This is a genomic window from Shouchella sp. JSM 1781072 (assembly GCF_041949915.1).
Lineage (GTDB): Bacteria > Bacillota > Bacilli > Bacillales > Bacillaceae_D > Shouchella.
Map to the genome: position 1 here is coordinate 427,746 of NZ_JBHFQE010000003.1, position 23,300 is coordinate 451,045.

General features: G+C 39.8%; 26 protein-coding genes and 1 pseudogene. 12 read left to right on the top strand and 15 right to left on the bottom strand.

All coding sequences use genetic code 11. The features are described from left to right. The first annotated feature begins 13 nt into the window (after positions 1-13). Positions 14-886, top strand: a complete 873-nt coding sequence (locus ACE1TH_RS16105) for a GNAT family N-acetyltransferase (protein ID WP_375079536.1) — start codon at positions 14-16, stop codon at positions 884-886. Positions 887-954: 68 nt separating this feature from the next. Here the strand turns inward: ACE1TH_RS16105 and ACE1TH_RS16110 are convergent, their stop codons facing one another. Beyond that, on the bottom strand, positions 955-1,419 hold the full coding sequence (locus tag ACE1TH_RS16110; protein ID WP_375079537.1) for an HIT family protein: 465 nt from the start codon (positions 1,417-1,419) through the stop codon (positions 955-957). Further along, positions 1,416-1,829, bottom strand: coding sequence for an NUDIX hydrolase (locus ACE1TH_RS16115; RefSeq protein WP_375079538.1), 414 nt, complete (start codon positions 1,827-1,829; stop codon positions 1,416-1,418). The genes ACE1TH_RS16110 and ACE1TH_RS16115 overlap by 4 nt, the downstream gene beginning before the upstream one ends. Positions 1,830-1,958: 129 nt before the next feature. Here ACE1TH_RS16115 and ACE1TH_RS16120 point away from each other — a divergent pair, with 129 nt between their 5' ends. From ACE1TH_RS16120 to ACE1TH_RS16130, 3 genes are all read left to right on the top strand, one after another. After that, positions 1,959-2,222 (top strand): hypothetical protein, encoded by a 264-nt coding sequence (locus ACE1TH_RS16120; RefSeq protein ID WP_375079539.1) that lies wholly within the window; start codon positions 1,959-1,961, stop codon positions 2,220-2,222. A gap of 107 nt (positions 2,223-2,329) precedes the next feature. Continuing rightward, positions 2,330-2,518: a hypothetical protein gene (locus ACE1TH_RS16125; protein ID WP_375079540.1), complete on the top strand. Its 189-nt coding sequence runs from the start codon at positions 2,330-2,332 to the stop codon at positions 2,516-2,518. 81 nt (positions 2,519-2,599) lie between these two features. Then, positions 2,600-3,739: an alcohol dehydrogenase catalytic domain-containing protein gene (locus ACE1TH_RS16130; protein WP_255224135.1), complete on the top strand. Its 1,140-nt coding sequence runs from the start codon at positions 2,600-2,602 to the stop codon at positions 3,737-3,739. A gap of 71 nt (positions 3,740-3,810) precedes the next feature. On the opposite strand, the gene ACE1TH_RS16135 is transcribed toward ACE1TH_RS16130, so the two are convergent. After that, positions 3,811-4,563 (bottom strand): MerR family transcriptional regulator, encoded by a 753-nt coding sequence (locus ACE1TH_RS16135; RefSeq protein ID WP_176554502.1) that lies wholly within the window; start codon positions 4,561-4,563, stop codon positions 3,811-3,813. 93 nt (positions 4,564-4,656) lie between these two features. Here ACE1TH_RS16135 and ACE1TH_RS16140 point away from each other — a divergent pair, with 93 nt between their 5' ends. Beyond that, a complete protein-coding gene (locus ACE1TH_RS16140; protein WP_375079541.1) occupies positions 4,657-5,352 on the top strand; it encodes a CPBP family intramembrane glutamic endopeptidase in 696 nt (231 codons plus the stop codon). Positions 5,353-5,461: 109 nt separating this feature from the next. Here the strand turns inward: ACE1TH_RS16140 and ACE1TH_RS16145 are convergent, their stop codons facing one another. After that, a complete protein-coding gene (locus ACE1TH_RS16145; protein WP_375079542.1) occupies positions 5,462-6,757 on the bottom strand; it encodes a flavin monoamine oxidase family protein in 1,296 nt (431 codons plus the stop codon). 197 nt (positions 6,758-6,954) lie between these two features. Here ACE1TH_RS16145 and ACE1TH_RS16150 point away from each other — a divergent pair, with 197 nt between their 5' ends. Beyond that, positions 6,955-7,470, top strand: a complete 516-nt coding sequence (locus tag ACE1TH_RS16150; RefSeq protein WP_375079543.1) for a GNAT family N-acetyltransferase — start codon at positions 6,955-6,957, stop codon at positions 7,468-7,470. Between the two features lie 320 nt (positions 7,471-7,790). Here ACE1TH_RS16150 and ACE1TH_RS16155 read toward each other — a convergent pair whose 3' ends face one another. Together ACE1TH_RS16155 and ACE1TH_RS16160 are read right to left on the bottom strand one after the other, a co-directional pair. Beyond that, complete coding sequence (locus tag ACE1TH_RS16155) at positions 7,791-8,528, bottom strand: nucleotide exchange factor GrpE (protein WP_375079544.1); 738 nt, start codon at positions 8,526-8,528, stop codon at positions 7,791-7,793. A gap of 151 nt (positions 8,529-8,679) precedes the next feature. Next, complete coding sequence (locus ACE1TH_RS16160) at positions 8,680-10,251, bottom strand: BCCT family transporter (RefSeq protein ID WP_375079545.1); 1,572 nt, start codon at positions 10,249-10,251, stop codon at positions 8,680-8,682. A 240-nt stretch (positions 10,252-10,491) separates the two neighbouring features. On the opposite strand from ACE1TH_RS16160, the gene ACE1TH_RS16165 reads away from it, so the two are divergent. The 3 genes from ACE1TH_RS16165 (at position 10,492) to ytvA (ending at position 12,088) form a co-directional block, all read left to right on the top strand. Then, a complete protein-coding gene (locus ACE1TH_RS16165; RefSeq protein WP_375079546.1) occupies positions 10,492-10,791 on the top strand; it encodes a hypothetical protein in 300 nt (99 codons plus the stop codon). 138 nt (positions 10,792-10,929) lie between these two features. After that, on the top strand, positions 10,930-11,097 hold the full coding sequence (locus ACE1TH_RS16170) for a hypothetical protein (RefSeq protein ID WP_176554500.1): 168 nt from the start codon (positions 10,930-10,932) through the stop codon (positions 11,095-11,097). 160 nt (positions 11,098-11,257) lie between these two features. Then, complete coding sequence (ytvA, locus tag ACE1TH_RS16175; RefSeq protein ID WP_375079547.1) at positions 11,258-12,088, top strand: YtvA family blue-light photoreceptor; 831 nt, start codon at positions 11,258-11,260, stop codon at positions 12,086-12,088. Positions 12,089-12,334: 246 nt separating this feature from the next. Here the strand turns inward: ytvA and ACE1TH_RS16180 are convergent, their stop codons facing one another. The 7 genes and pseudogenes from ACE1TH_RS16180 to ACE1TH_RS16210 all read right to left on the bottom strand — a co-directional run bounded on the left by ACE1TH_RS16180 (position 12,335) and on the right by ACE1TH_RS16210 (position 19,800). After that, entirely contained in the window at positions 12,335-15,628 is a 3,294-nt protein-coding gene (locus ACE1TH_RS16180; RefSeq protein WP_375079548.1) for a YhgE/Pip family protein, read from the bottom strand. Between the two features lie 185 nt (positions 15,629-15,813). Further along, the gene (locus ACE1TH_RS16185; RefSeq protein ID WP_375079549.1) at positions 15,814-16,041 is read right to left on the bottom strand and encodes a hypothetical protein; all 228 of its coding nucleotides are present in this window, start codon (positions 16,039-16,041) and stop codon (positions 15,814-15,816) included. A 41-nt stretch (positions 16,042-16,082) separates the two neighbouring features. Further along, positions 16,083-16,328 carry a hypothetical protein gene (locus ACE1TH_RS16190; protein ID WP_099305685.1) on the bottom strand — a complete coding sequence of 82 codons (246 nt, stop codon included), beginning with the start codon at positions 16,326-16,328 and terminating at the stop codon, positions 16,083-16,085. Between the two features lie 728 nt (positions 16,329-17,056). Further along, complete coding sequence (locus ACE1TH_RS16195; RefSeq protein WP_099305668.1) at positions 17,057-18,130, bottom strand: type I restriction endonuclease; 1,074 nt, start codon at positions 18,128-18,130, stop codon at positions 17,057-17,059. A 442-nt stretch (positions 18,131-18,572) separates the two neighbouring features. Beyond that, positions 18,573-18,790 (bottom strand): annotated as a pseudogene (locus ACE1TH_RS16200) (flagellin); the annotation flags it as partial. Then, on the bottom strand, positions 18,791-19,474 hold the full coding sequence (locus tag ACE1TH_RS16205; RefSeq protein ID WP_099304290.1) for a DUF1129 family protein: 684 nt from the start codon (positions 19,472-19,474) through the stop codon (positions 18,791-18,793). It abuts the pseudogene before it with no gap. Between the two features lie 8 nt (positions 19,475-19,482). Continuing rightward, complete coding sequence (locus ACE1TH_RS16210) at positions 19,483-19,800, bottom strand: PadR family transcriptional regulator (protein WP_099304292.1); 318 nt, start codon at positions 19,798-19,800, stop codon at positions 19,483-19,485. Positions 19,801-20,041: 241 nt separating this feature from the next. Between ACE1TH_RS16210 and ACE1TH_RS16215 the strand changes: the two genes are divergently transcribed. From ACE1TH_RS16215 to ACE1TH_RS16225, 3 genes are all read left to right on the top strand, one after another. Then, on the top strand, positions 20,042-20,800 hold the full coding sequence (locus ACE1TH_RS16215; RefSeq protein WP_176554432.1) for a DUF874 domain-containing protein: 759 nt from the start codon (positions 20,042-20,044) through the stop codon (positions 20,798-20,800). A 166-nt stretch (positions 20,801-20,966) separates the two neighbouring features. Further along, positions 20,967-21,173: a hypothetical protein gene (locus ACE1TH_RS16220; RefSeq protein WP_099304294.1), complete on the top strand. Its 207-nt coding sequence runs from the start codon at positions 20,967-20,969 to the stop codon at positions 21,171-21,173. Positions 21,174-21,232: 59 nt separating this feature from the next. Beyond that, entirely contained in the window at positions 21,233-21,409 is a 177-nt protein-coding gene (locus ACE1TH_RS16225) for a hypothetical protein (protein WP_176554433.1), read from the top strand. Positions 21,410-21,449: 40 nt separating this feature from the next. Here the strand turns inward: ACE1TH_RS16225 and ACE1TH_RS16230 are convergent, their stop codons facing one another. Together ACE1TH_RS16230 and ACE1TH_RS16235 are read right to left on the bottom strand one after the other, a co-directional pair. Further along, a complete protein-coding gene (locus ACE1TH_RS16230) occupies positions 21,450-22,625 on the bottom strand; it encodes an SEC-C metal-binding domain-containing protein (RefSeq protein WP_375079550.1) in 1,176 nt (391 codons plus the stop codon). A 169-nt stretch (positions 22,626-22,794) separates the two neighbouring features. Beyond that, positions 22,795-23,112 (bottom strand): DUF1700 domain-containing protein, encoded by a 318-nt coding sequence (locus tag ACE1TH_RS16235; RefSeq protein WP_375079551.1) that lies wholly within the window; start codon positions 23,110-23,112, stop codon positions 22,795-22,797. Positions 23,113-23,300 lie beyond the last annotated feature (188 nt).

The following is a 23,300-nucleotide window of genomic DNA, read 5'->3' on the forward strand; positions in this document are numbered from 1 at the left end:
AAGAGGTGATCTTATGAAGACGACCAGTGTAACTGGACTGACGTTATCAAAACTTACTAAAACGGATGTATCAGGTTTAATAAAACTTTCTTCTTCAGTGGGTTGGGACTACAATCAAAATGAAATAAATACGGTTCTTGCTTCTGGAGAGATTTATGGTCATAAAAACGACTATGGCGAAATTGTTTCAAGTGCTGCTATCGTACCATATGAAAACAATCTTGCATCAATAGGAATGGTCATTGTTCATCAAACGTATAGAGGTTTCGGCTTAGCAAAAGAAGTCACAAAAAGGTGTATCGATTCCGTTTCCACCAATACGAAGATTATGTTGATCTCAACTGAAGAAGGTAAGCCATTGTACGAAACATTAGGTTTCAAATCTATTAATCGTGTACATAAATATTTGAGCGATACATGTCGTCCTATAGAATTAAGCGTTAAACAAAACATGATTATTGAAGAATATCGTGATCAAGATTTTGAAGAGCTCGTTCAATTAGATTCAAATGCTTTTGGGGGTTGTAGGAGGACGTTACTTGTTAATAGAATAAAACAATCAAACCGTTGTGTGATTGCGAGAAATAAGAACCGAGAAATTATTGGATTTGGGCTATCTATTCTGGGCTCCGTTCATTTACTTATAGGACCCATTGTTGCTATAAATGCTAGCATTGCTACCCAAATCATTCATGAGCTAACACAACATCATACAGGCAAACTAAGGATTGATGTACCTGGTGACATGAATGTTGAAATAGCTGATTTTTTAATGAAGATTGGATTTGAAGAGGTTAATCAACCACCGATCATGATGAAGAATGCTAATCATCTCCCCAAAAGAAATAATCAACTCTTTGCAATTTCCGCTCAAGTGTTTGGATAACTTATTTGGCTGAACAACACATAATTCTTAAAAAGACTGCTAGATCATTAGCAGTCTCGTTCTGTTATTTAGAACAACCATGAGCGTATTTTGTCTGCGTAAAACGGTCGTTCATCTGGTTCAGTAGAGTAGCCTTTCGTTTTATATAGATGATCGTTTTCATATCTCGGATACACATGGAGATGATAATGCCAGACATCTTGGTTCCCTGCAGGTTCATTATGCTGCCTTGTGGAAATGCCATCACAGCCGTACGTATCTTTCATCGCAAGCGCTGTTAATTGCGCAACACGGTGAATTTCACCAGCAATATCAACAGGTAGCTCATACATATTTTCATAATGCGTATTTGGGACGACAAGCACATGGCCTTTATTATTCGGCCACCATTTACTCGCAATAAACGCCGTTACGTGATCATTACGATACACAATGTCCGTTTGCTTTGTACCCTTATTGTTTGTTTCCTTTCCTGCTACTACCCTGCAAAATGGACACTCATACCCTTCCGGCTTATGGGAATATACAGTCATGACCTTCCCCCTCCTCTATTGAATAAAAGCTGAACTTTTAATGCAACTTCTTTCGGTTTGATATTGATGAGCGAACATTCATTTAAATCAATCCAAACCGGCAAGTACGTTCCACGATTCCTACTTTTATTCGTGTACTCTTCACCTCGTCCCGTACCAAAATTACCTTTCATGATTTCAGCAAGGAAATAGTATTCCGTTCCGTTATAGTGGACTTTCGCAACACACTCCCCTATACGAACCTCCACACCCAATTCTTCTAACGCCTCTCTTTTCGCCCCATCTTCTGGTGTTTCTCCATGTTCAATGCCGCCACCAGGAAATACATAGTAGACCGTTTTTTCTTTCATTCTTTTAATGAGCGCAACGCTATAATTCTCAACAATGATGACCGATGCCCTTCTTCGCAACACAATCCCTCCTAACGATCCTTACTCTTTAATCTGTTTTGATCTCAAAACCTAACCACCAACCTCCATCAAATAGGAAAATAATGTTACACTATTTTAAAATAACTGATTTAACGGAGGATTCTAATAATGAAAACGAGAGCACGAAAGATTATTTTGATTAACGCCGTTCCAAGCTTTCTTATCGCACTCCTCCTTTCAATGTTCCTCGCTCAAGGTGGTATTGCTGAGAATTATTCTGGAGAGACATTTGTGTTTCCACAAGCATTTATTATTCTTGGTACATGGTTTTTAGGGCTAGTGATTGGCCTCCTCACGCAAAATATTGTCTTGTCCGTCCCGATTATGTATGGATCGTTTGTCTCCATCTACGTATACTTCTTATTTTTTTAAGTAGCTTTTTAACTAGTAGCTAGCGAAGGAGTGGTCTTATTCGCGACACAACCCTATTTCTCGTTTCTGCTTTTTGCGCAGTTCTATCATTACTTTTCTTTTATCTTATGTCTAGCTCAAGTCAGAATATCCCGTTACCTCTTGTGGTCGTCGCCACCTTTATCCTCTTACTAATCGGGATCGGATCAAGCCTTGCTATGAAAGACAAAACGAAATACTTTTTATTCGCTTTTCACGTTATCATGCTCACACTTTTCCTACTGTTTATCGCATTTGTGACAATCATGGAAGCTTGATTAATCAATTTTTACCTATTCCATGTTTTGGAATCAGCTAATCAGGAAATACAGCCTTAAGTCGAATTATAGAGGTGAAAGATGAAGGCTGTTACATTTCAAGGTAAGAAGAACATTCAGATGAAAGAGATTCAAGCACCATCTATTAAAGAAAATACGGATATCATCGTAAAAATTACAGCAAGCGGCATTTGCGGCTCTGATCTTCATTTATATCATGGAGGTATTGTACCAGAACAAGATTATGTGATTGGTCATGAACCGATGGGGATTGTTGAAGAAGTTGGTTCAGAAGTGAAGACGCTTAAAAAAGGGGATCGCGTAGTCATTCCTTTTAACGTCAGCTGCGGAGACTGCTTTTTCTGCAACCATCAAATGGAGAGTCAGTGCGACAATTCTAATGACAACCCTCATTCAGATGCTGGCGGGCTATTCGGTTTTGCTGAAGATTTCGGAAACCATCCCGGAGGTCAAGCTGAATATTTACGAGTTCCATATGGTGATACTACTTCATTTAAAGTACCCGAAGATAGTGAATTAGAGGACGAAAGCGTGGTTTTTCTCTCTGATGTTATTCCAACTGCGTATTGGAGCGTTAAGCACAGCGGAGTGAAAAAGGGCGATACGGTAATCATTCTTGGTTCAGGTCCTATTGGTTTAATGGCACAAAAATTCGCCTGGTTAGAAGGGGCCACACGTGTAATCGCTGTTGACGAAGTTCCACACCGACTTGAGCACGGCAAAAAAACAAACAAAGTCGAGACATATAATTTCGCTGAAAACCCTGAAATCGGGCAACTCCTTTACGATCAAACAAACGGTGGTGCAGATGTCATTATCGACTGTGTCGGAATGGATGGTACCGTGCCAAAAGGAGAGCCACACGGTTCCGAACATGATAACCAATTCGGCACAATTCAGCCCATTATCACGGCAAGTCAATCAGTCCGTAAGTTTGGGACTGTTCAAATAACAGGCGTTTACGGAAGCGAAGCCAATGGATTCCCCCTCGGTGATTTCTTTACTAGAAACGTCTCTTTAAAAATGGGACAAGCACCCGTGGTTCACTTGATGCCGAAACTTTATGAGATGATTAAAAACAAGACATTCGATCCAACTGACATCATCACTCACAAAGTGAAGCTTGAAGATGCATCGGATGCTTACCGAGTTTTTGATGAAAAGACAGAAGGTAGCATTAAGACGATCTTTAAACCATAAAAAACTAAAAGGGACGACAATGCCAATGGCAGTGTCAGTCTCTTTTTTTTTGCTTTATCTTCTCCTCATTTTCATGAATTGTTTTCAAAATGAAGGATGGCTTCTTCCATAAAGACGACCACTTCTTCTCGAACAGGGTACAAATTCAAATCAGCGGAGGTTTCTTTCGACTTACGCGCGAGCCAGAATTTGTCCGCTAATTCTGCATTTCCTTTAAAGGTCTCGTTTGATAAAAGGAGTGTATCGTGGGCGATTAGTTGACCTTCTCGAGAAATGGGCGATTTGTTCTCCTCTATACATAGATCAATTCGTTTAATAAGATTAATCCATTTCGCCATCGTATTGGGATCGTCCCCCATTTTCGGAAGTTCAGCTAAGACTTCTTGTTCCTCATCGTTGAATAATGTTTCGAATGCTTTCTTTTTGATCTCCTGCTTCAAGGATTGATTCTCTTCTGATAAAAGGGGCAGCAGTTGATCCCACTGAATCTCTCCTTCCAACTTTAAGATATTCAAAAGAGTATGGGTATACGCCAGCGATTGCTGTAGCTGCTGGATCGTTTGTTCAAGCTGTTCTTTATGGACAACAAGCGTTTTTTGGATGGTGACATGGCGGATCACGTTGTGAATATCGTTCAACGACATCGACGTCGCCTTTAACAATAAAACCTTTTGCAACAATAGTAAATCATCAGGGGTATAGTACCGCTTGCCGTTCAGCTCTTTCCGCGTAGGTTTGACCAACCCAATTTGGTCATAATAGCGTAGGGTTCGTAAAGAGAGCTTTAATTTCTTTGATACGTCACCAGTTGAAAAATAATCCATCTGTAACATCCTCCTAAAATAATGCTTGCAGGTTCCGTTACGTAACCAATTATCTTAAAAGTATCATAATGAAGGTATTGGAGGAATGAAAGAATGAAGACAACCTTTTTTTCATCGATGAGATGGTCCTTTAAGGAACTAAGTCTGTTGCTTCTGCTTACGCTCGTCATCGTTCCTATCGGAATTGAATGGGTCTTGCAGAATTTTCTACAGCAACTGTTTCAAAACAGCCTCTATGCTGGTACGATGACAGGTTTTGTTATGGCGGTCGTGTTTACTTTAGGCGTATATGTCATTGCGTTACGACCGCATCAACTAAGCTGGCACGCAGTTGGAGTACGGCGTTTTTCCCAAACGTACTGGAAATGGATTATTGTTTGGACAATCGTTCTAATCGTAGCTAGTTTATTGATCGTCATCCTTATGGATTTGTTTCAAATGTCGACTGAAAACGAAAAAACCGAATCGTTAACGGCAGATATGAATTGGCTGACATTTAGTATCGGATTCATCTCTGCCGCCATCATCTCGCCAATCTACGAGGAAATTTTTTATCGCGGGTTTCTTTATAGATGGTTTAGAGTGAAGTGGGGAATGTGGGCAGGACTTCTTTGTAGCTCTTTTATTTTTACAATCGTTCACGTTCCTACATATAATACGCTTCCCGTTAACTTTATTTCGGGACTCGTTTTTGCGTGGACCTACGAAAAAACAGGCTCGATTTTACCAGCTATCCTCATACATGGAACCTTTAATGGGCTTGCGGTTATTCTCACAGCACTCGGCTAAGATATGAAACGGTTGTGAGCGAAGTAGTCAAATAGGAATCTAAATAAAGAAGAACACCCCGCTTCATAAAAAAAGCCCTCTAGTTCATCCTAGAGTAGCCTCATCTCAATCATGATTCGATTCCCCGCAATCGCTTAACGGCAGCTTGCCTCGCTCGCAAAGCGCCTTCCATAAAAGATGGAAATGCTTCTGCACATTCACTGCTTGCAAACGTGAATGTGTCTGTTCCTTTTCGCAATAATGCGGCCGCGTCCCCATGTTCACCGGCTAAAATGCTTGCGCTAAATCCACCGCCCACGTATGGATGATGTACCCACATTCCGTAGTGGGCATCTAAGTAGGTCTGTGCCTCTGTACCTAAAACGTCTTCTAACAATTGGGATGCAACGGCAAGCAACTCGTCCCGTGTAGCGTTCTTAAGCTGTTCCGCTTTTTCTCCACCAATAAACATCGTCAGCACGCCATAATTCTCGTTTTTCTTAGAAGAATCCATCACGCTTATTCCTTTAGGATCAGTCCAAATCATGCTACCAATTCGCATTTTTCCACCATTAAACGTCACTTGATGCCAGAAGCGATGATCATAGACAAACTGAATTTTTATTACCGCTCCGTTCGAGTAGCTCTTTAAAGCATCTTGAAATTGGTTTTGAATCTCTTCCGGTAACGTTATGTTCCTAGCAACCGTTGGCGGCAAAGCCAGAACGATCTTTTCTGCAAAATAAGTATCGGTTGATGTGTGTACGGCATATCCAGCGCTTGTTTTGTCAATCGATTCCACAAGTTGCTGGTAACGGATGTCGCCTGTTAAGCGCGAAAGTTGATAATCAATAACATCCGATAAGGGCATTGAAGACTGGTGCGTATCATCACTCTTTTCAGATTGAAATCGTTCTTTAGTATCCAGCGCCGCATATGCACTCAATTTTTCTGGGTCTTGATTCAGAAACTGGGTCAGAAAGCTTTCCAAGACAGCAAACTTGTCTGGATCATCAACGAGTTCCTTATACACATCCGCTATCGAATGATCTTCTTTTCCTCTCAGCGCTTCAAGAGAAAAGGATGGATTTGCGTTTTGATTTTCCGCCATCATAGAGCCTAACGTCTGTTTGGTATTCGCTAGAATTGATACCGCTGTTGGATTCTTATCTGTTTCCCTTAGCTCCCCGCCAGCTTGTTTAATCCAAGTCACAAGCTCGTTCATGTCTTCGTTCACAAACTGAGCGCCTTCTTCAAAATACCATCCTTTTCCATCAGGTTGATACGACGACACTTTCCCTCCAGCCTTTTCTGTCGCTTCAAGAACGCCATAGTTCATCTGCTGCTTTTCCGCTTCTACCGCTGCTGATAGACCTGAAAAACCAGCCCCAATAATGATTAAATCGTAAACCTGTTGTCTTTTCATGTAGCCACTCTCCTACTAGTTGTTCTCTCCCCATAATTTAGCCGAAAAAAGACTTGCATAAACGTGTTCGCAAGCTGGCATTTCTTATACCAATAGACACTGATTGATGACAACCGCTTCTTTGACACAAGCATCATTCTCCTATACTGTAACAATGTATAAACAAACAGTGAAACTAGCTATCAACAGGAGGAATCATGGACATTCAGGCGATTACAACTGACAGCGATGAACTTGCACATCTTAAAGCGATCTATCTAGACTCATTTCCACCAGAGGAGCGGTTGGATTTTGAGCAATTGCTAGCTAAACAACAAGCTGGAAAAGGTCGTTTTCTCGGCTTTTATAAAGAAGAAGCTTTGGTTGGGATGATGTATTATGCCGAGTATGAGGAGATTCTCTATATCTTTTACTTTGCTATTGATTCAAACCATCAATCGAAAGGCTATGGAAAACAGATGCTTGCGTATATGCTTGAACGATTTAGCAAGCATAAAATCATCCTTTTAGTAGAAGAAATAGATGAAAAAGCGGATAATTATGCGCAAAGAGTGAGAAGGAAGAACTTCTATTTACGCAATGGCTTTGCGGAAAATGCGCAATTTGTGGTCGCACTAGGAAATGACTTTGAGATGCTTCATCGTCAAGGGCGTCCCGCATATGTATCTGATTATGAAAAAGTTCAAACGTATTACTATCGTGACGACCAATAAAGAAGGTTTTCCTTTTAAAAAGGGAAACTTTTTTTAAACCCTTTTGAATTGATCTAGAAAAATACAATAGTTTTTTTAAAATTGTTTCATTTCAGGTGATTACGTGTATACGTGTGTAGTAGATGCTTACATTGGAGGTTACACGTTGATGAACAATTTGACGCTTTGGTTGGTCGTTTTAGCAATAGCCCTTTTCTTTTCACTCGGCATGCTTGCTTACACCACAATCAAACAAAATAAGTAAGCAGACAGACTAAAAGAATCATTATGAATGATGACATTCATAATGATTCTTTTTAAAGGCCGGTTTCACCTAAACCCTATGATTCTGGATCGGTATGATCGCCTCGTTCTTTTTCATCTCGATCACGGTTTTCTTTTGTTTCTTCTTGCGCTTCTGTATAACTACGTTTTGTTTCGTCTGCTTCTTCCGTTTCAGGAGTTGTATGGTCGCCTCGCTCTTGATCATCTCGATCACGATTTTCCATCGTTTCCTCTTGTGCTTCTGTACTGCTTCGTTCTTCTTCACTACCTTCGTGCTGTTGTTCTTCTTCCTTGGCTTCTCGTTCTAGTCTCTGTTTTTTATAATCAGAGCGTTCGCCATGCCACATTAAGTCAAAGATCGCACGTCCATTCGTAGGCTGTCCATCTGGTAAATAGACCGGAATGACATCAAAAAGCATGTAATAAAAACAATAAAAGATAAACGTGCTCCAAAAGATATTAGCTGGCAAAATCCCTTCTAACACTAAGGAATTCGCTACAAACGCAAAAATTGCGGTTGTCAGAATAGGAGCGGCATAGATGAACCCGTGCCAAATCCGATTGCTTGGCTTCACCCCATCGTATTCCATCCAGCTGAACATAAAGAAATACCGTCTAACCTCAATCGTCGGAATTTTAAACAACGTCGGTCCACTGCCGATAATTAGGTTTTTGTTTTCTCCTTTTAATAGCGTCACAGCTAGGTAATACCCAGATTCTCGAATCACCGTCACAATCGGTAGAATAAAAAGAGCGGACATAAATAAGCGGATCCAATCCGTTGGACTAAACAATAAGCGTGTTCTCCTCACAAAGGTTGTGTCTTTTTCTAAGTTATTGAATCCACCATACTACTCGCAATGTGAAGGGAACACAATTCTCAAAAACAAGATTCATTACTTTTCCATGCTTTCACACGGATAAGAGGACAAATGAAATGGTTCTTTAAGCATCATCTTGCGATTTAGATTTTTTTCGTATATTAGTCATCCATGCTTTATCTTGTTCAATCATTTTTATAGCAGCCACAACAAGCAACAGTTGTATAACGACAATTGGAATACCCATTAGTCCTGATAACACTTCCAATGGAGCAAGCCCACCAATGTTCATTAACGTTAAAGCAAGCACCGTAATGATGAGTGCCACAAAGATTCGTAACGTTCGGGACGGTGCTCTTTGACTCATATCCCACTTTGACATATACGCTGCAATTGTGTACGTGGTGGAATCAAGGGTCGTCACTAAGAAAATGGTTGAAATGATGATAAACACTACAATCACTAGTCCAGATAAAGGAAGCGTGCCTAATATAGCGGGAACTGCAGAAACAGGGTCTTCTTGACCTACCATTTCTAACACCGGCACATCTTGATTTACAAAACGTTCTACGCCTAGTCCTCCAAGAATGCCTGTTGCAATCCACGACAATAAAGTCGGTGCCAATAAGTACGTGAGGATCATCTCTTTAATGGTCCGGCCTTTGGAAACAATTGCCGCAAATACTCCATGCAACATCGCCCATGTAGCGTTATACGCAAACCAGAATACAGTATGGCCTTCAATATGACTTGATTCATTTCCTATTGAATTTGTGTAAAGTGAAAAATCAATATAGCTGGTGAAGAGTTGACGCACAGAATCCGTAAAAAAGCTCATTATGAAGATCCCGGGTCCAATTAATAAGATAAATAATGCAAAACCTCCTGCCAAGTACATATTCATTGTACTTAAACGTTTGATGCCTTTATCTAAACCGACATATGCACTAATCGAAAAAACAAGAACCCATACAATAGTCACAATCATCGTTAAGAGAAACGTCACATCTATGTTTAATAGAGCAGCTAAATTCTCTGTGACAATCGGTGTTCCAAGTCCGAGTGTGACAGCGGCACCAGCCAAAATTGACACTAAAAATAATGTATCCAACACGATGCCACCAAAACCATCCGTAAATTTATCGCCAAATAAAATACGACATGCTTCAGAAATCCTTAGCTTTGATTTTTTTCGAACATGTAAAATATACCCCATAGCAGGAGCGGCCATAACAAATACTGCAAAGGTTTGAAAGCTCCAAAGGAACATACTATACGCGTTTCCCACCAGTAGTGAATCCGAAGAACCCGGTTCTAATCCAAATGGCGGATTAATGGATACCTCGCTCCATTGAACCATGCCTGTCCGCATCAATGTAGCGCCGACTCCCATCGCTACTAAGATAGACGCATATTCAAATAGGGTGTATCGTGGTTTCTCTAATGGATCTCCCAGCACCACTTGTCCATATTTAGAAAAAGCAAAGTAGAGCGCAACCCCAACAATTAACAGCGCGTACCAGAGGTATCCCCATGCGAAAAGATTTACGATTGTATCAAAAATCGTATTTAAAAGTTCAGCAGACTCTTCCGTATAGAAAGCGAACAACAGACTCACAATCCCAATGATTAAGACCGAGGGAATGACAATGCGTTTATCGACAAGCGATTGGTCAGCTTGTTTTTTTTGTTTCAAATAGATCACTCCAGAACTGTAAAAAATTTATGTATAGATCAAGTTTTCTTTCAGTGTGAACAAAAAAGCTTAAACGATACACCATTTTAAAAATTTTTGCCCTGTCTAATTCCCTTTTCAATAGGGCTTAAACGTTCTAATCAATGGCTATTGTTAGATTGTTTCATAATCTGAGGTTTTAGATCTTAATAAAAATGGTAAGAAAAAGAGTGATGGATAAAAAATGTAGAGGTGATTCACATGACACGACCAATGTTTAAAGATTATGATAATGAAGAAGAAGCACTAAAAGCTGCCAATCAAATGAAGCTAAAGTACGATACAGCTTACATTAACGTGATAGCTCCTTTTCCAGAAAGCGATCAAACGAAAACTTATGAAGATTATGGTTTACCTAAAAACAATGTAAAGTATGATGGAGACGTAAACAGTTTAGTTGACTCATTAGAGGGTTGCGGATTTAACGAAGAACAAGCAAAAATACTAAGAGACAATATAGAGTCTGGTCAAGTTCTGGTCGTTATTTGCGAAGGCTCTTGAAGGCAATCGAAAACGACTGAAGGAGCAAACCGATAACATTCATTAGATGATTTCTCCGTATCCCAAGATTTATTTTTTAAATTTCGGGAAGACAAGTAGTATAGGTATCAACCTAACAACTTAGTGAGGAGGATATCTATGCTTAATCGCTTAGAGCGAGCGCTGTTTCAACGAGAACTGGACTTCCTCAAGATGCTAAAGGGTAAAGCGACGAAGGAACATAGTCGCTTTTCAGCAGTAATCGAGGAAGAGATCACGCATCTAGAACAAGTTCTTGAAGAAACAGAGATGCAAGTCAATGATTAGTACAGGGTGGGGCGGTCCCCTATCCTACATATCACTTTAACAGTGACGGAGAATCTCCTCGCGTTACGGTTGATAGCTAATTATTTCTCGCTCTAGGTGTAGAAAGGACACACATGAGAATGTGTGTCCTTTTTTGTTAAAAAATTTCATTTTAGAACGTATGTATGGTACGATAATAAACGAAATGTTGGGGGTGCTTATCATACGATCTATAGCAAACAAAGAACTTTTATTTGAAGCATTAGATTATACACGTGCGGGTGTCTTAATTACCGATCCGCAGCAAGAAGATAATCCAATTATTTATGCCAATCAAGGCTTTTTTGATATGACTGGTTATTCAGCCGCAGAGATTATGGGGCAAAATTGTCGCTTTCTGCAAGGGGCAGAGACCGATAAGCAAGAAGTAATGAAGTTAAAGCAAGCGATTGAAAAAAGAGAATCGAGTTCAGTCATTCTCTATAATTATACAAAAGACGGCACAGGCTTCTGGAATAGTCTTACCGTTGATCACTTATATATCGAAAAAGAAGATCAACACTTTTTCATCGGCGTACAAAAGGACGTCACCCATGAAAAGGAAATCGAAGCATCTCTTCTAGAATCTCAACAGGAAATCGAGAGCTTGGCATGTCCAATCGTTCCCGTTATTGAAGGGATTGCTGTTTTGCCTTTAATAGGAAAAATGAATCGCGAGCGTTTTTCTCGGGTGTTAACGGTGACCACAGACGCCATTGTAAAAAAGAAGCTGAAACAAATTATCGTTGATTTATCGGGTCTGACCCATGTAGATGACGCCATCTTGGTCGATTTATCCACCTTGCAAAACGTGATACGATTACAAGGCGCGAACCTCGTGGTGACAGGCATTTCTCCAGAAATGATCCTGCATTCCCTGCAAACCAATGAATTGTTATATATGACGTTGCACACAGAAAAATCTGTTCAAGATGTCATCAGCAAATATGTTGTTTGGAAGGATACAAAATAACTATTCCTTTACATATTCCCTCTATCTATTCAGACGTTTGATTGTCAGCCCAAGAGCATAGAGGGATAACATGTTTGTTCTCTATCGAAATGTAAACGGCAACACGCTGTTTTAAATCCAGATCCTTCACTACATACGATGAAGCTACGGCATTCGCATGCTGTTAAAAGAAATTGATTTCTTCTTTTGCGTGCGTATCGTTGATAAAAAAAGACCTTGGCGTAATGATACGCCAAGGTTCTGCTTTTATGTCTGGGCTTGCAACTCTTCTTCCGACGCTTCCTCTTGACGCTTCTTAGCCGAAAACGTGTAATAGATAATCGTGAACACATGGAAAGCAACAAAGAGAACGAGTAGAATCGTCATTTCAAACCAAGCCGTGCCCCCTATGGAAATCGCCTCCCGGAAGGCATTTACAGAATGGGTCATCGGCAAATATGGATGAACCGCCTGGAAAAAGCTGTTCGATAATTCAATTGGGAATGTCCCTGCGGCTCCGCCAAGTTGAATCGTCATCAAGATAAGCATAATGAATCGGCCAACATTTCCAAGTAAGACGGAAAAGAAGTGGACCATCGACATAAACGCAAATGACGTGACTATCGCGACTAGGAAGGTTCGCGGTGTATCAACTGGTTCCAATCCGACTAAGGAAACCATAATCCCGATCATAATGACCGCCTGGAAAAACGATACAAATGCTAAAATGCTAAACTTCGATAACCACCACATTATTCCTGACGTTGGTGTAACCACTGGTTCTTTGATTGGGAACAGAATGCAGAAAATCACTGCGCCAACGAACAAACCAACACTCATCATATATGGAGCTAATCCGTGACCATAATTCGGTACTTCTGTCACTTTTGTTTGATCAAGCGTTGTCGGATGTGCCATCATCTCCGCATTGCCGTCTTCTTTATTTTCGTTTCGAATGTCGTCCGCCGCATCTTGTAATGTTACCGCCAGCTCATCCGCTCCATCAATAATATCTGTAGAACCTTCTTGAATCTCAATGGTCCCATCGTAAAGAGATCCAGAGCCTTCATATAATTCTCCTAATGCTTCTTCTAAAGTCTCAGCTCCCGACTGCAGTTCTGGTGAACCCGTCGCCAACGTATCTGCCCCATCTGTTAGCTCTGCTCCAGTGCCACTGAGTGCCGCCGCACCATTTGCTAGCGTTTCGCCTTCTTCCGTTAAAGCTTGTGCTCCCGAAGTCAGTGTTTGGCCTTGCTGTTGCAATTCCGAACTTCCAGCACGTAAGGTGGAACCAGCATCTTGAAGCAGATCGGTTCCAGCTTCAAATTGATTCAACAGCTGTAAACCAGCGTTTGCTTGTGCACTTAAGCCATCACTTGCACCAATAAAGCCTTCTGCTGTATCCGCAATCGACTCTGTCGCGCCTTCAAGCGAAGAAGCACCTTCTTGTAATGCGGCGCCCCCTTCATCTAACGTTGCCAATGAAGCTAATACTTCATTCGCCCCATCACGAACGGATGTTAATTGCGACTGAATTGCCTCTGCATTTTCCGCTAAAGCCAGCATCTCTGTTGATGCCGATTCAACACCTTCCGCCACAGCCGTCGCTCCAGGTTGCAACGCCTCCGCTCCTTCTACAAGCGCTTGCGTTGAGACGTCAAGCTGGTCAAGGCCGTTTGCCATTTGCTCTGATGCACCAGCCACCGTTTGAATGCGACGATTCACCTCACCAACTGTTTCTAGAACTGCATCAGCAATCGACTCTTTTGTATCTGCCACTTGTGCTTCTATTCCTTCTAGCGACTGAATCCCGCTTTCAACGCTTGACTCCATACGAGTGAGCGAATCAGCAAGTTCATCTAACCCTGCAAATGTTCCTTCTATTCCGTTCACTTCTGACAACAGTCGTTCGATGCGCTCTCGGCTTTCACTCACAACAGTTGGAAGCACTTGTTCACTTTGAACCTGTGAAATCTCTGAAATTAACGTAGCTCGCTGTTCGTCCGTTAAATCAACATCACTCTCCTGAATCGCACGAATCGTTTGCGCATCATGCTCTGCTTTTCCTTCTGCTACACGTTGATCAATTGAACCTAATTCAGCATCGACATCATTGATCAATTGAATCAGCCCACTCAAGGAAGGCGCACTTGCACCTCCCACGTCCTGTGCATTCAGCTCATCCCGCAATAAAGTTAACGCCTGTACAGTCTCTGTAATCTCAGGTGCCTCTACCTCATCCAAACGTTCCTCTAAACGACCATAAGCCGAAGCGCTCATTGATGCGAGATCCGCTACATCATCATTGAATTGCTGCACCTCAGTTGAAAAACTAAATAACCCACTTTGCACGTTAACTAAGCCAGGAACAAGCGTATCTAAACCCGTTTGTACAGATTGACTCCCACTAATGAGCGATTCACTAACATTCTCCAATCCACTCGTATCTTGCAAACGAAGATGTAAGCCATTACTCACATCAACGACCGTTTCAGCAGTCTCTGCCACACCACTTGTCAGCAACGATACGCCAGTCGTGTACGTGCCAACACCTTCTGTTAATGTCGTGACGCCATTCGTATAATCCAGCACAAGACTATTGCTCTCATTAAGTGCCGCCAACGTCGCCTGTGCCTCAGCGACAGGCGTTCTAAGCTGTAAGAGCGCAGGCTCGACTTCCGCTAACGCCCCCTCAACCGAGTTGGTATAAGCCATTGTCCCATTTGCCAATTGCTCTGCGCCTGCCACGAACTGCGACGCACCACTAGCTAACGTATCCGTCGCATCTGTATAAGCAATTGCTCCAGATGTCACCATTTCAACAGCCGACGTATAGGTGTCTACACCATCACGAAGCTCAATCGAACCGCTCACCAAATCCGATAAATTGGTCGCAATCGCATTTGAACCATTTTCCGCTTCATCGAGCCCATCTTGAAACGTTAGCGTATTCGATGCAAGTGTATCCAAATTGTTAAAAAGGTCCTCGCCCCCTTCTTCCAATTCATCTGCACCATCTGCAGCTTCCGCAAAGCCATCCGCTAATTCAGCCAACACATCAAATAATGTTGCTATGTATTCTCGAGAAACCGTTTCGGCCACTTGCTGCTCAACTGTACTCGCTGCGGTCCCAACAATTTGTTCCGCAATAAAATTTTGTCCCGCTGATGTATAATACTCCAGCTCCATCTCTTGAGGATCTTCATCTAACGCTGTCGTGGCACGTTCTGAGAAATATTCAGGAACCACAATGACCATATAAAAATCGCCTTCATCAATTCCAGACATTGCCCTGTCTCGATCAACAAACTGCCAATCAAATTGATCATTATCCTGTAAATTTTCAACCAGCTCATCACCAATATGAAGCTCATTTCCTTCAAATGATGCAGCAACATCTTCATTCACAACCGCTACAGGCAAGTCATCTAATTGTCCGTACGGGTCCCAAACCCCTTTTAAAAACACCGCCGCATACATCACTGGTACAACAAGCAAACCCGCAATGATCAACATCAGCATCTTATGATCCTTTATATAAGCCCATTCCTTTTTAAACATGAATCACCCAACCTTCCAAACCTCTCATTATGGATAATATTTATCCATATAATTCTTACTTTAGTACCCTTTTTCAAAAAAATGAAACCACATTACGCCCAAACGATTAAACGAACCGTAAAACAATAAAAAAACTTCCTCACCATAGAAGGAAGCCTTGTAAAAGAAATGTATCGATAGTGCAACTATTTACTTATTCCGTCCTCAAACCACTCTATTTCTTTGAGTTGACAATCATTTCCCTCTTTAATGTTTACTAAGTATTTTATCGTAGTCTCGTGATGTTGGTTTTTCTCCTGAGCTTCAGCGAGTCTATTAGAAATATCTTCATCAAATTTCATTCTTTGAACCTTTAACTGTTTCTTACTACCAAAGATGATCGATAAGACCGCTAGTACTAATACAATTAACATGATTTCAATAAACATTTTTGACTCCCTTCAGAATGATTGGACTATCTGCGATTTCTTTGTTTTAGCTTCTCTTCAATGTCATGCTGCTGGGCATCAATTACTCGTTGAAGTTCTTTTATTTGGTCTAAGTTCCTTAATTCTTTTTGTCGCTCTTTTTCCACCTGTTCTTGAAACCGTATTGTTTCTCTGTTTACGTATTTGCGTTGTGTTTTACTACCACTTAACACAATCACCACTGCTACTATAAAAATAACCAAAATAAAAAGCATCCCGATTTCGAAAGACATTCTAATAACCTCTCTTACCTTCTTTATTCATCTATGAGCATTCTATCTTATCAAATCGTATGTATATCTTATAATATTTTTGACATGTAATGAATTAATTTAACACCAAAAAGTAAAGACAGCGAAAACTTAAAAATTGTCCAAGCCAATGAAATACTGATACCCTTACGAGAGCATGGGGGAGCGTTTCAAATGTTTGTGGATACTCCTTAGTGACAAGCTAAAACCAGAAACACAGTTTGTAAATTATACTTAATTAAGGAGCTTACAATCATGATGACTCTCTTTTTCCTCATATCTGGGATCTTTATCACGAGCATCACCGTGCTTATGAGTTTTTATTTTTCAAGACAACCTGAACCCGTAATGGATTTTGCTTTTGAACAGCTAAATCTTTTTCCGTTTCTACTCTATATGTTGAGCATTTTCATGTATTATCTTTTCAGAAACACGCTAAATCGTCTCATATCAACGCTACTTGTAAGCATAGCCGTCTCCATTCAACTCTTTTACTCATTCTTTTTACTACTTGAAGTCTTTAACTCGCGCTAGTTCAGTCGAATTAATTAAAATGGCGAACGCTTTTTCAGAGAATGACCTCAGCCGCTTTTGTGATGTAGACTTCTTTACTTCAAATTAATTTAGCGAATTTATAAACCCATAAAAAAACAACCAGATACTTGATTGGTTGTTCTTCATTTAATCATTAAGATCTGAATCATGGGAAATTAACCATTCTTAACCGCAAGACCCTCTACTACTTCAATAAGTTTTTCTTTATAATTTTCCAGATCCGCAATTTTCTCAAGTGTAGCCGTTGTACGCTCCTCATCATTAAATTGCACCATTTTATTGGTCCCATTTAAATATAATCTGCATATCCAACGGCGAATTGTATTATCAATCAGAATGTTGAAATAGCTTTTATTGTCTCGATAGAAAATACGTTCGTCTTCAATTGTGTCTTTTAATAGCATCTTGGCAATGGCATAACCTTCAATCTCTTCCTCTGTCGTCACAATTTCAGGCTCTTCCATTACAGGTAACTCTTCCAATGTTTTAGGTTCTTCTTGTTCATGTGGAGTGGAGGTTGATTTCAATGCAGCGTTAATTTTGTCATTAACAAGTTCATTAATGTACTGTTTAAAAGATTTTTTTACAATGACCTCAAAATTATCTAGCACAGCTTTTGTCTTGCGTCCACTATAGACTTGTGAAACGATGAAACTCGTAAAATCCTCGCTTGGATGTTCCCACAACTCATCAAATAACTTCTTTATTTTATTAGAATATTTCAAGTCAGAAGCCGTATCAAATATCTTATTTAAATCAAAACTACCTTTGCGAAATTTAGCTAATTCAATCAAGCTTGACTCTTTTAGTTCAGCAAGATTAAATTCAAAGAATGGGACGGAATCCATCTTATTCTGTTCATCTAAATCTGTATAAAAACGATAGATAATACCGTTCGTTAAGATTGCAAACTTTGCTGAAGTTGTACCGAAATATCGAAACAATTGCGAATCATGATTTTGTAAAGCTTCCGTAATGGATTTAGCTTCAATAAGAATCAATGGTTTGCCCTCACTCATAATCGCAAAATCTACTTTCTCACCTTTCTTAATGCCCACGTCTGCAATAAATTCAGGAAGAAATTCCTCAGGATTAAAGACATCGTATCCTAACGTTTGAAAGAACGGCATAATAATAGATGTTTTTGTCGCTTCTTCCGTAGTGATATTGTCCTTCAATGTGCTCAAGCGCTTTGATAAATGTTTGATTTTTTCGATAAAATCTTCCATTATAATCCTCCTACCTTGTGAATTTAGCCTAAATCCACCTACAATTTACATCTATTATACCATTACCCAAAGATGAATAAATAATATTTTCAGAAAAAAATGATTTTATATACACTTCTACCCATCTACTTTTTAGAAGCCCAAATGAAATGCCTTGTTTCCATCAAAAAATTTCATCATTCTTTGATTATTAGCCCCAGTGTTTCTCATTAAATACTATAAGGTCCTAAAACAATAGTCACTTTACATTAAAGAAGAAGATTAATAGTGGCTATTAAATTGAAGAATGGAAAAGATTACTTTGTGAGTTCACGACAAAAGCAATTAAACTATTAAAAATTGAATTATCATACTGAAAAGGAGGCATCCTGTTGACTGTGTTATTTCTTATTTCGCGCCATAAAAAACAGCCCCCTCAGAAGAAGGAGCTTTAATTTTAAGATTATCCAAGTAGCTGAAGTACTTGTTGTGGCTGTTGATTTGCTTGTGCAAGCATGGATTGAGAAGCTTGAGAAAGAATGTTCTGCTTCGTGAACTCCATAATTTCTTTTGCCATGTCAACGTCACGGGTACGAGACTCAGCAGCTTGAATGTTTTCTGAGGATTTATCTAAATTAAGATTGTGTGCTCTAAACGGTTTTGTGTTGCCCCTAGCCCACTTCAGTTACTTCTTCTTTTTTTTAATAGCTTTGTCCCTAAATATAATACAACCGCTACACTGAGATAGATCCACCAATCGATCTCTATAACCGGTCCAAAATCAGGTACAAGCATATAAAATAGGAGAAGAGGAAGAAACCAAAGCATGCCATACACGCCTGCTTTTATTGTGACCCATCTCTCGCTATTTTTTTGATTTTGTTTAAATAAGGACTGGCGAATTAGAGCGAAAAGAACAACAATAGCAAGCGGAATTGATACAAGTACATAAAGCCCGGTTACAAGCGTATTTCCTAAAGCAATGGTTTGATCGATTTCCGTAAAGAATGGCAAGACCCCATACAAAATACCTTGTAGTACAAATAGAAATGCAAGTGTATGAGCTAGCGCACCACCCAATAATCGAAACCAATGTCTCTTCTTTTCTTTCGGTAAGTGTGCAATGAGTTCTTCTGCGTACGCTTTTGGATCATCTCCGAAAAGATGGGGAGCTGATTTCCCCTCTTTTTCTGCATCTAACAAGTGATCAAGTATATCCATGAGCACTTCTTCTGCCTCTTGTTCCGCAATTCGGATATCAGTTCGTAAATACATTAAAAAATCTTCGTAAATTTGCTTATTTTCTTCTGTTAACGCTTCTCGCTTTTGGTTATTTGCTTCTATTAAAGCCTCTGTGTGCGTCATAAAACAACCTACCTTCCAAGAAGTTCATTTACAGGGGTGACAATCGCATTCCACTGTTCAACAATAGCTTTAAGCTCCTCTTCGCCTTCTTTAGTTAGAGAATAGTATTTACGCTTTGGTCCAGAAGGCGAGTCTTTCATCGTGCTGCTGATAAACCCTTTCTTCTGGAGTCGAAGTAAAACGGGATAGATTGTGCCATCGCTTATTTCTGGAAGTCCGACCTCTTGGAGCCTTAAAGCAAGTTCGTAGCCATACACTTCTTCCTCTTTTATAACGGTCATGACACAAGCATCTAAAATCCCTTTAAGCATTTGCGTTCTTGACATTCTGCCACCTTCTCACTATATGGTTAAACCATATAGCTTTTAAAAATATAACTACTTTGTATAACCAAGTAGTTATGATTATCATACACAAAGGGTAAAGAAATAGCAAGCCTCCCTCATCTATGTTTAATATTATCCATTATTCCACATCCATAAAACTTGTCCTTTCCGAGCCTTGCACTTATAATTTTTCACGATACTTGCCAGACTACATGAAAACAGGGCTAAGAAGGAGTACATTTTGTTTAATCCAACTGACTGGTTACGTCTAATTATGGCAGCGCTTGTGATTCTGCCAATTGTAACTGTAATACGTGAATCAGGTTATTATTTAATCGCCACCTTGCTTAGAGGGAAAAATAAGCATTTAATTATTGGAAGTGGACCGACGTTATTTAAAATCCCTACAATTGAAGTACGACGCTACTTCTTTATGTTTAGTTGGATGGAGTACGATGAGTTAGAACCACGCAATCGTTTTTGGCATGGCTTAATTTATGCAGCTCCGATTATAACGACTGGGATCTTTGCTTTTTCCGTTAATAGTCTCGTGTTAAACGAGGTACTTTCCCCGAATATTTTTTGGACAACCTTTATTTTTTACTGTTTCTACTATATGCTTTTTGACTTAATTCCGGTCTACTTGCCAGATGGGCAGCCTACAAACGGTCGTGCAATTTTTGATTTGATCTGGCACGGCGAACGCTCTGATTATAAAAAAGCGCGCTTAGAGCAGGAGGCACAAGAAGAAGAAACGAACGAAGACGAGAGTGACCGTTCCAACACCGAAGCTCAAGAAGAGACAAAGGAAAATCGTGATCGAGACGATGAGGAACGAGACGATCATACGAACCCGGAATCGTCACAAGAAAAGAAGCATTCAGATAATGAAGAAGATAAACAGCGGAGCTATACCGAAGCTCAAGAAGAGACGAAAGAAAATCGTGATCGAGACGATGAAGAAAGAAGCGATCATACGAAATCCGAAGAAAATAAATAACACGATGGACAGCGCGCAGAAACCCTGGTGCTGTCCTCTTTTCGCGATCAAATGTTTGATAAATGGGCTTTCGGGTATAGATTATTTCTTGATAAGATTACTATTTTTTCTTTAGAAAAGTACTGATAAACCTTGTCACGAATAGATATACAAGAGGTGAAGAAAATTGAAACGAAATACGATTATCGGGTTCCTGATCTCCATTAGTACCTGGCTACTATTCATCCTAATTACTGGGATTAATTTGACGAACATCGTTGGCTCAAGCGTCGTTGCTTTAATTGTCTTTTTTGCGGTGAATGCATTAACGAAGGAATCCATCCAAGAAACACGAGCGCGAATCAGCGAAACAAAAGAGCTTGAGTTTAAATAATTTTTTCCTACATCACAAGGCGATTCAATCGGATCGCACGAGATTAAAAGGAGGGCCCAATGTTTGTTCTTTCCCGAAATGTGAACGGTCACTCGTTACTGTTAACAAGTGGAAAACAACCTAAATACTTTGACACCTATGATGAAGCGGAAGCTTTTGCTACCAAATTGAATGGCATGCTTTTAAGAGAAGTTGATGCTTCTGATTATTGGACCGTCCGTGAAAATAAAGCGTAAAAAAAAAAGACCTGATTGTACTCAGGCCTTCCTTTGCTTTTTACCCACAACATTTTTTGAACTTCTTTCCACTCCCACATGGACATGGATCATTTCGTCCAACTTTTCGACCAGTCGTTAAAGAAATGACATTTGTGTTTGGCTTGCTTGGATTCAATTCATTTGGCGTATGGCCTTTTAATTCCCAATTTGGCGTATTGTTGAAAATTTCTTTAACCAGTTTTTCATACTCTATTTCATGTTTCCTTGACGGGAACTCTAGACGGTCCTTCAAAAAGAGCATGATTCCGTCTACACCAAGATTTTCATGAGAGAAATTTATCAAATCAAAGCCGATATCATCTAATTGCTCGTCATTATCAAGCTCGTAGTCTCTTTTAATAACGGAAAATAACTCCTGCATAGGAGGTGATACCTCATAATACATAGGTACCGAAGCTTGGATAAGCTGCTCTTTCGAAAACAATCGATAGTCTAGATCTTCTCTTTCTTTCACTCTCCCTATTAATTCGCCCACATCCCCGACAATTTCATCCCAAAAGTATTGATGATCCGAATTGAAATCTCCTAACATTTCCGAATCCAAGTCGAGTATTTCCAGGAGATCGAAACCTTCTGAAAGGAAATCAAAAACCTCCATCCCTTCTAATAACTCAAAGAGCTTACTAGTAGATAGCACTCCGTAGTGATACAGCAAGCCTTTTGTAAGCTGAACCCATTCTGTATTGCGCTGGATTTTTTGTTGTATAGCAAAAGATTCTTCTTCATTAAAAGCAGTTTTCATTTCTTCAGGCATGTACCAAATTTCTGTTCCATTAAATGAACCTGGAAATAAGACGCCTCTTTCCATTAAAGGTTTTAAATCAAATTCCCAATTGCTATCAGACATACCATGATCACTTAATGCCGCCATTTTCAAGATGTCATACTTCGGCTGGTCAAGCTTTTCAAAAAGTACGGGGACAGATTTTGGTATTACTTCATTTAGTACATCAATTAATTCATTCTTCTTTAACTGACTCGCTCTTTGAACATTCAAGCTTTTTCTGATGGCATCTAATTGATCCTTGGTTAGCCGCTGCAAGGATTCACGTAAGCCGATTGGCAATGTAACAGGCTTCATCATCTTCTGCCAATATTTTTTCGCCAAGTCGACTTGGTCTTCTCTTAGCTTCATCATCGCTTCTAAAAACTGTTCTGCCTCTCTTTCATTCACTGTTAACGCCTCACTTTATTCATTCAGTTATTACTAGTGTAAGATAAATTGAGACAGAACTAAACATTTTCTATTAACGTTTAGATTCAGCACCTTTTAAAGGACTTTTTTTCCTAACTGCTCATAACAAAAAAGATCGCTTACCTAAGGCAACCGACCAATAGTTTTTCTACCTCATAATGACGGCATTTTTATTGTACATTATGTACGTTTTAAACATCCCATACATAAAAATCGTTGCTTTCAATGTAAGAGGATACAAACCAATCGCTAACACTAAGAGGACAAAACTAAGAACCGTTTGAATCGCATCAAATCTTTGAATCCCTAAAAGATTTGAGCCTGCTAATAGAAAGGGTGATAGCGCAAACGAGAAAATGATCACCCAAAGTGCAAACAACACAGACACAAGGGTGATTGCAATTCCTAATACAAAAATGAGGTTAAACGCAATTACACCTGCTAACGCAAAATAATTAATTCGCATACAAGCCTCCTTTCAACATTTCACTTAGCGTATCACAGTTACAAGAATAATAGAATGAATTTTCTTTTTATTTCAGTAAAATACCTCCGCCTATTAAGTAAGCGGAGGACCTATTTTATTATCCATTAAATGTTGGTATGACGACTTCTCGTTTTCCTTTACCTACATTATTCAGGGACTCTAGTCCT

Excerpts from the sequence above, each read along its gene's own strand:
- ACE1TH_RS16105 (WP_375079536.1), top strand. The coding sequence starts at position 14 with ATGAAGACGACCAGTGTAACTGGACTGACGTTATCAAAACTTACTAAA.
- ACE1TH_RS16110 (WP_375079537.1), bottom strand. The coding sequence starts at position 1,419 with ATGACTGTATATTCCCATAAGCCGGAAGGGTATGAGTGTCCATTTTGC.
- ACE1TH_RS16120 (WP_375079539.1), top strand. The coding sequence starts at position 1,959 with ATGAAAACGAGAGCACGAAAGATTATTTTGATTAACGCCGTTCCAAGC.
- ACE1TH_RS16125 (WP_375079540.1), top strand. The coding sequence starts at position 2,330 with ATGTCTAGCTCAAGTCAGAATATCCCGTTACCTCTTGTGGTCGTCGCC.
- ACE1TH_RS16130 (WP_255224135.1), top strand. The coding sequence starts at position 2,600 with ATGAAGGCTGTTACATTTCAAGGTAAGAAGAACATTCAGATGAAAGAG.
- ACE1TH_RS16135 (WP_176554502.1), bottom strand. The coding sequence starts at position 4,563 with ATGGATTATTTTTCAACTGGTGACGTATCAAAGAAATTAAAGCTCTCT.
- ACE1TH_RS16140 (WP_375079541.1), top strand. The coding sequence starts at position 4,657 with ATGAAGACAACCTTTTTTTCATCGATGAGATGGTCCTTTAAGGAACTA.
- ACE1TH_RS16145 (WP_375079542.1), bottom strand. The coding sequence starts at position 6,757 with ATGAAAAGACAACAGGTTTACGATTTAATCATTATTGGGGCTGGTTTT.
- ACE1TH_RS16150 (WP_375079543.1), top strand. The coding sequence starts at position 6,955 with ATGGACATTCAGGCGATTACAACTGACAGCGATGAACTTGCACATCTT.
- ACE1TH_RS16165 (WP_375079546.1), top strand. The coding sequence starts at position 10,492 with ATGACACGACCAATGTTTAAAGATTATGATAATGAAGAAGAAGCACTA.
- ACE1TH_RS16170 (WP_176554500.1), top strand. The coding sequence starts at position 10,930 with ATGCTTAATCGCTTAGAGCGAGCGCTGTTTCAACGAGAACTGGACTTC.
- ytvA (WP_375079547.1), top strand. The coding sequence starts at position 11,258 with ATGTATGGTACGATAATAAACGAAATGTTGGGGGTGCTTATCATACGA.
- ACE1TH_RS16180 (WP_375079548.1), bottom strand. The coding sequence starts at position 15,628 with ATGTTTAAAAAGGAATGGGCTTATATAAAGGATCATAAGATGCTGATG.
- ACE1TH_RS16185 (WP_375079549.1), bottom strand. The coding sequence starts at position 16,041 with ATGTTAATTGTATTAGTACTAGCGGTCTTATCGATCATCTTTGGTAGT.
- ACE1TH_RS16190 (WP_099305685.1), bottom strand. The coding sequence starts at position 16,328 with ATGTCTTTCGAAATCGGGATGCTTTTTATTTTGGTTATTTTTATAGTA.
- ACE1TH_RS16195 (WP_099305668.1), bottom strand. The coding sequence starts at position 18,130 with ATGGAAGATTTTATCGAAAAAATCAAACATTTATCAAAGCGCTTGAGC.
- ACE1TH_RS16205 (WP_099304290.1), bottom strand. The coding sequence starts at position 19,474 with ATGACGCACACAGAGGCTTTAATAGAAGCAAATAACCAAAAGCGAGAA.
- ACE1TH_RS16210 (WP_099304292.1), bottom strand. The coding sequence starts at position 19,800 with ATGTCAAGAACGCAAATGCTTAAAGGGATTTTAGATGCTTGTGTCATG.
- ACE1TH_RS16225 (WP_176554433.1), top strand. The coding sequence starts at position 21,233 with ATGTTTGTTCTTTCCCGAAATGTGAACGGTCACTCGTTACTGTTAACA.
- ACE1TH_RS16235 (WP_375079551.1), bottom strand. The coding sequence starts at position 23,112 with ATGCGAATTAATTATTTTGCGTTAGCAGGTGTAATTGCGTTTAACCTC.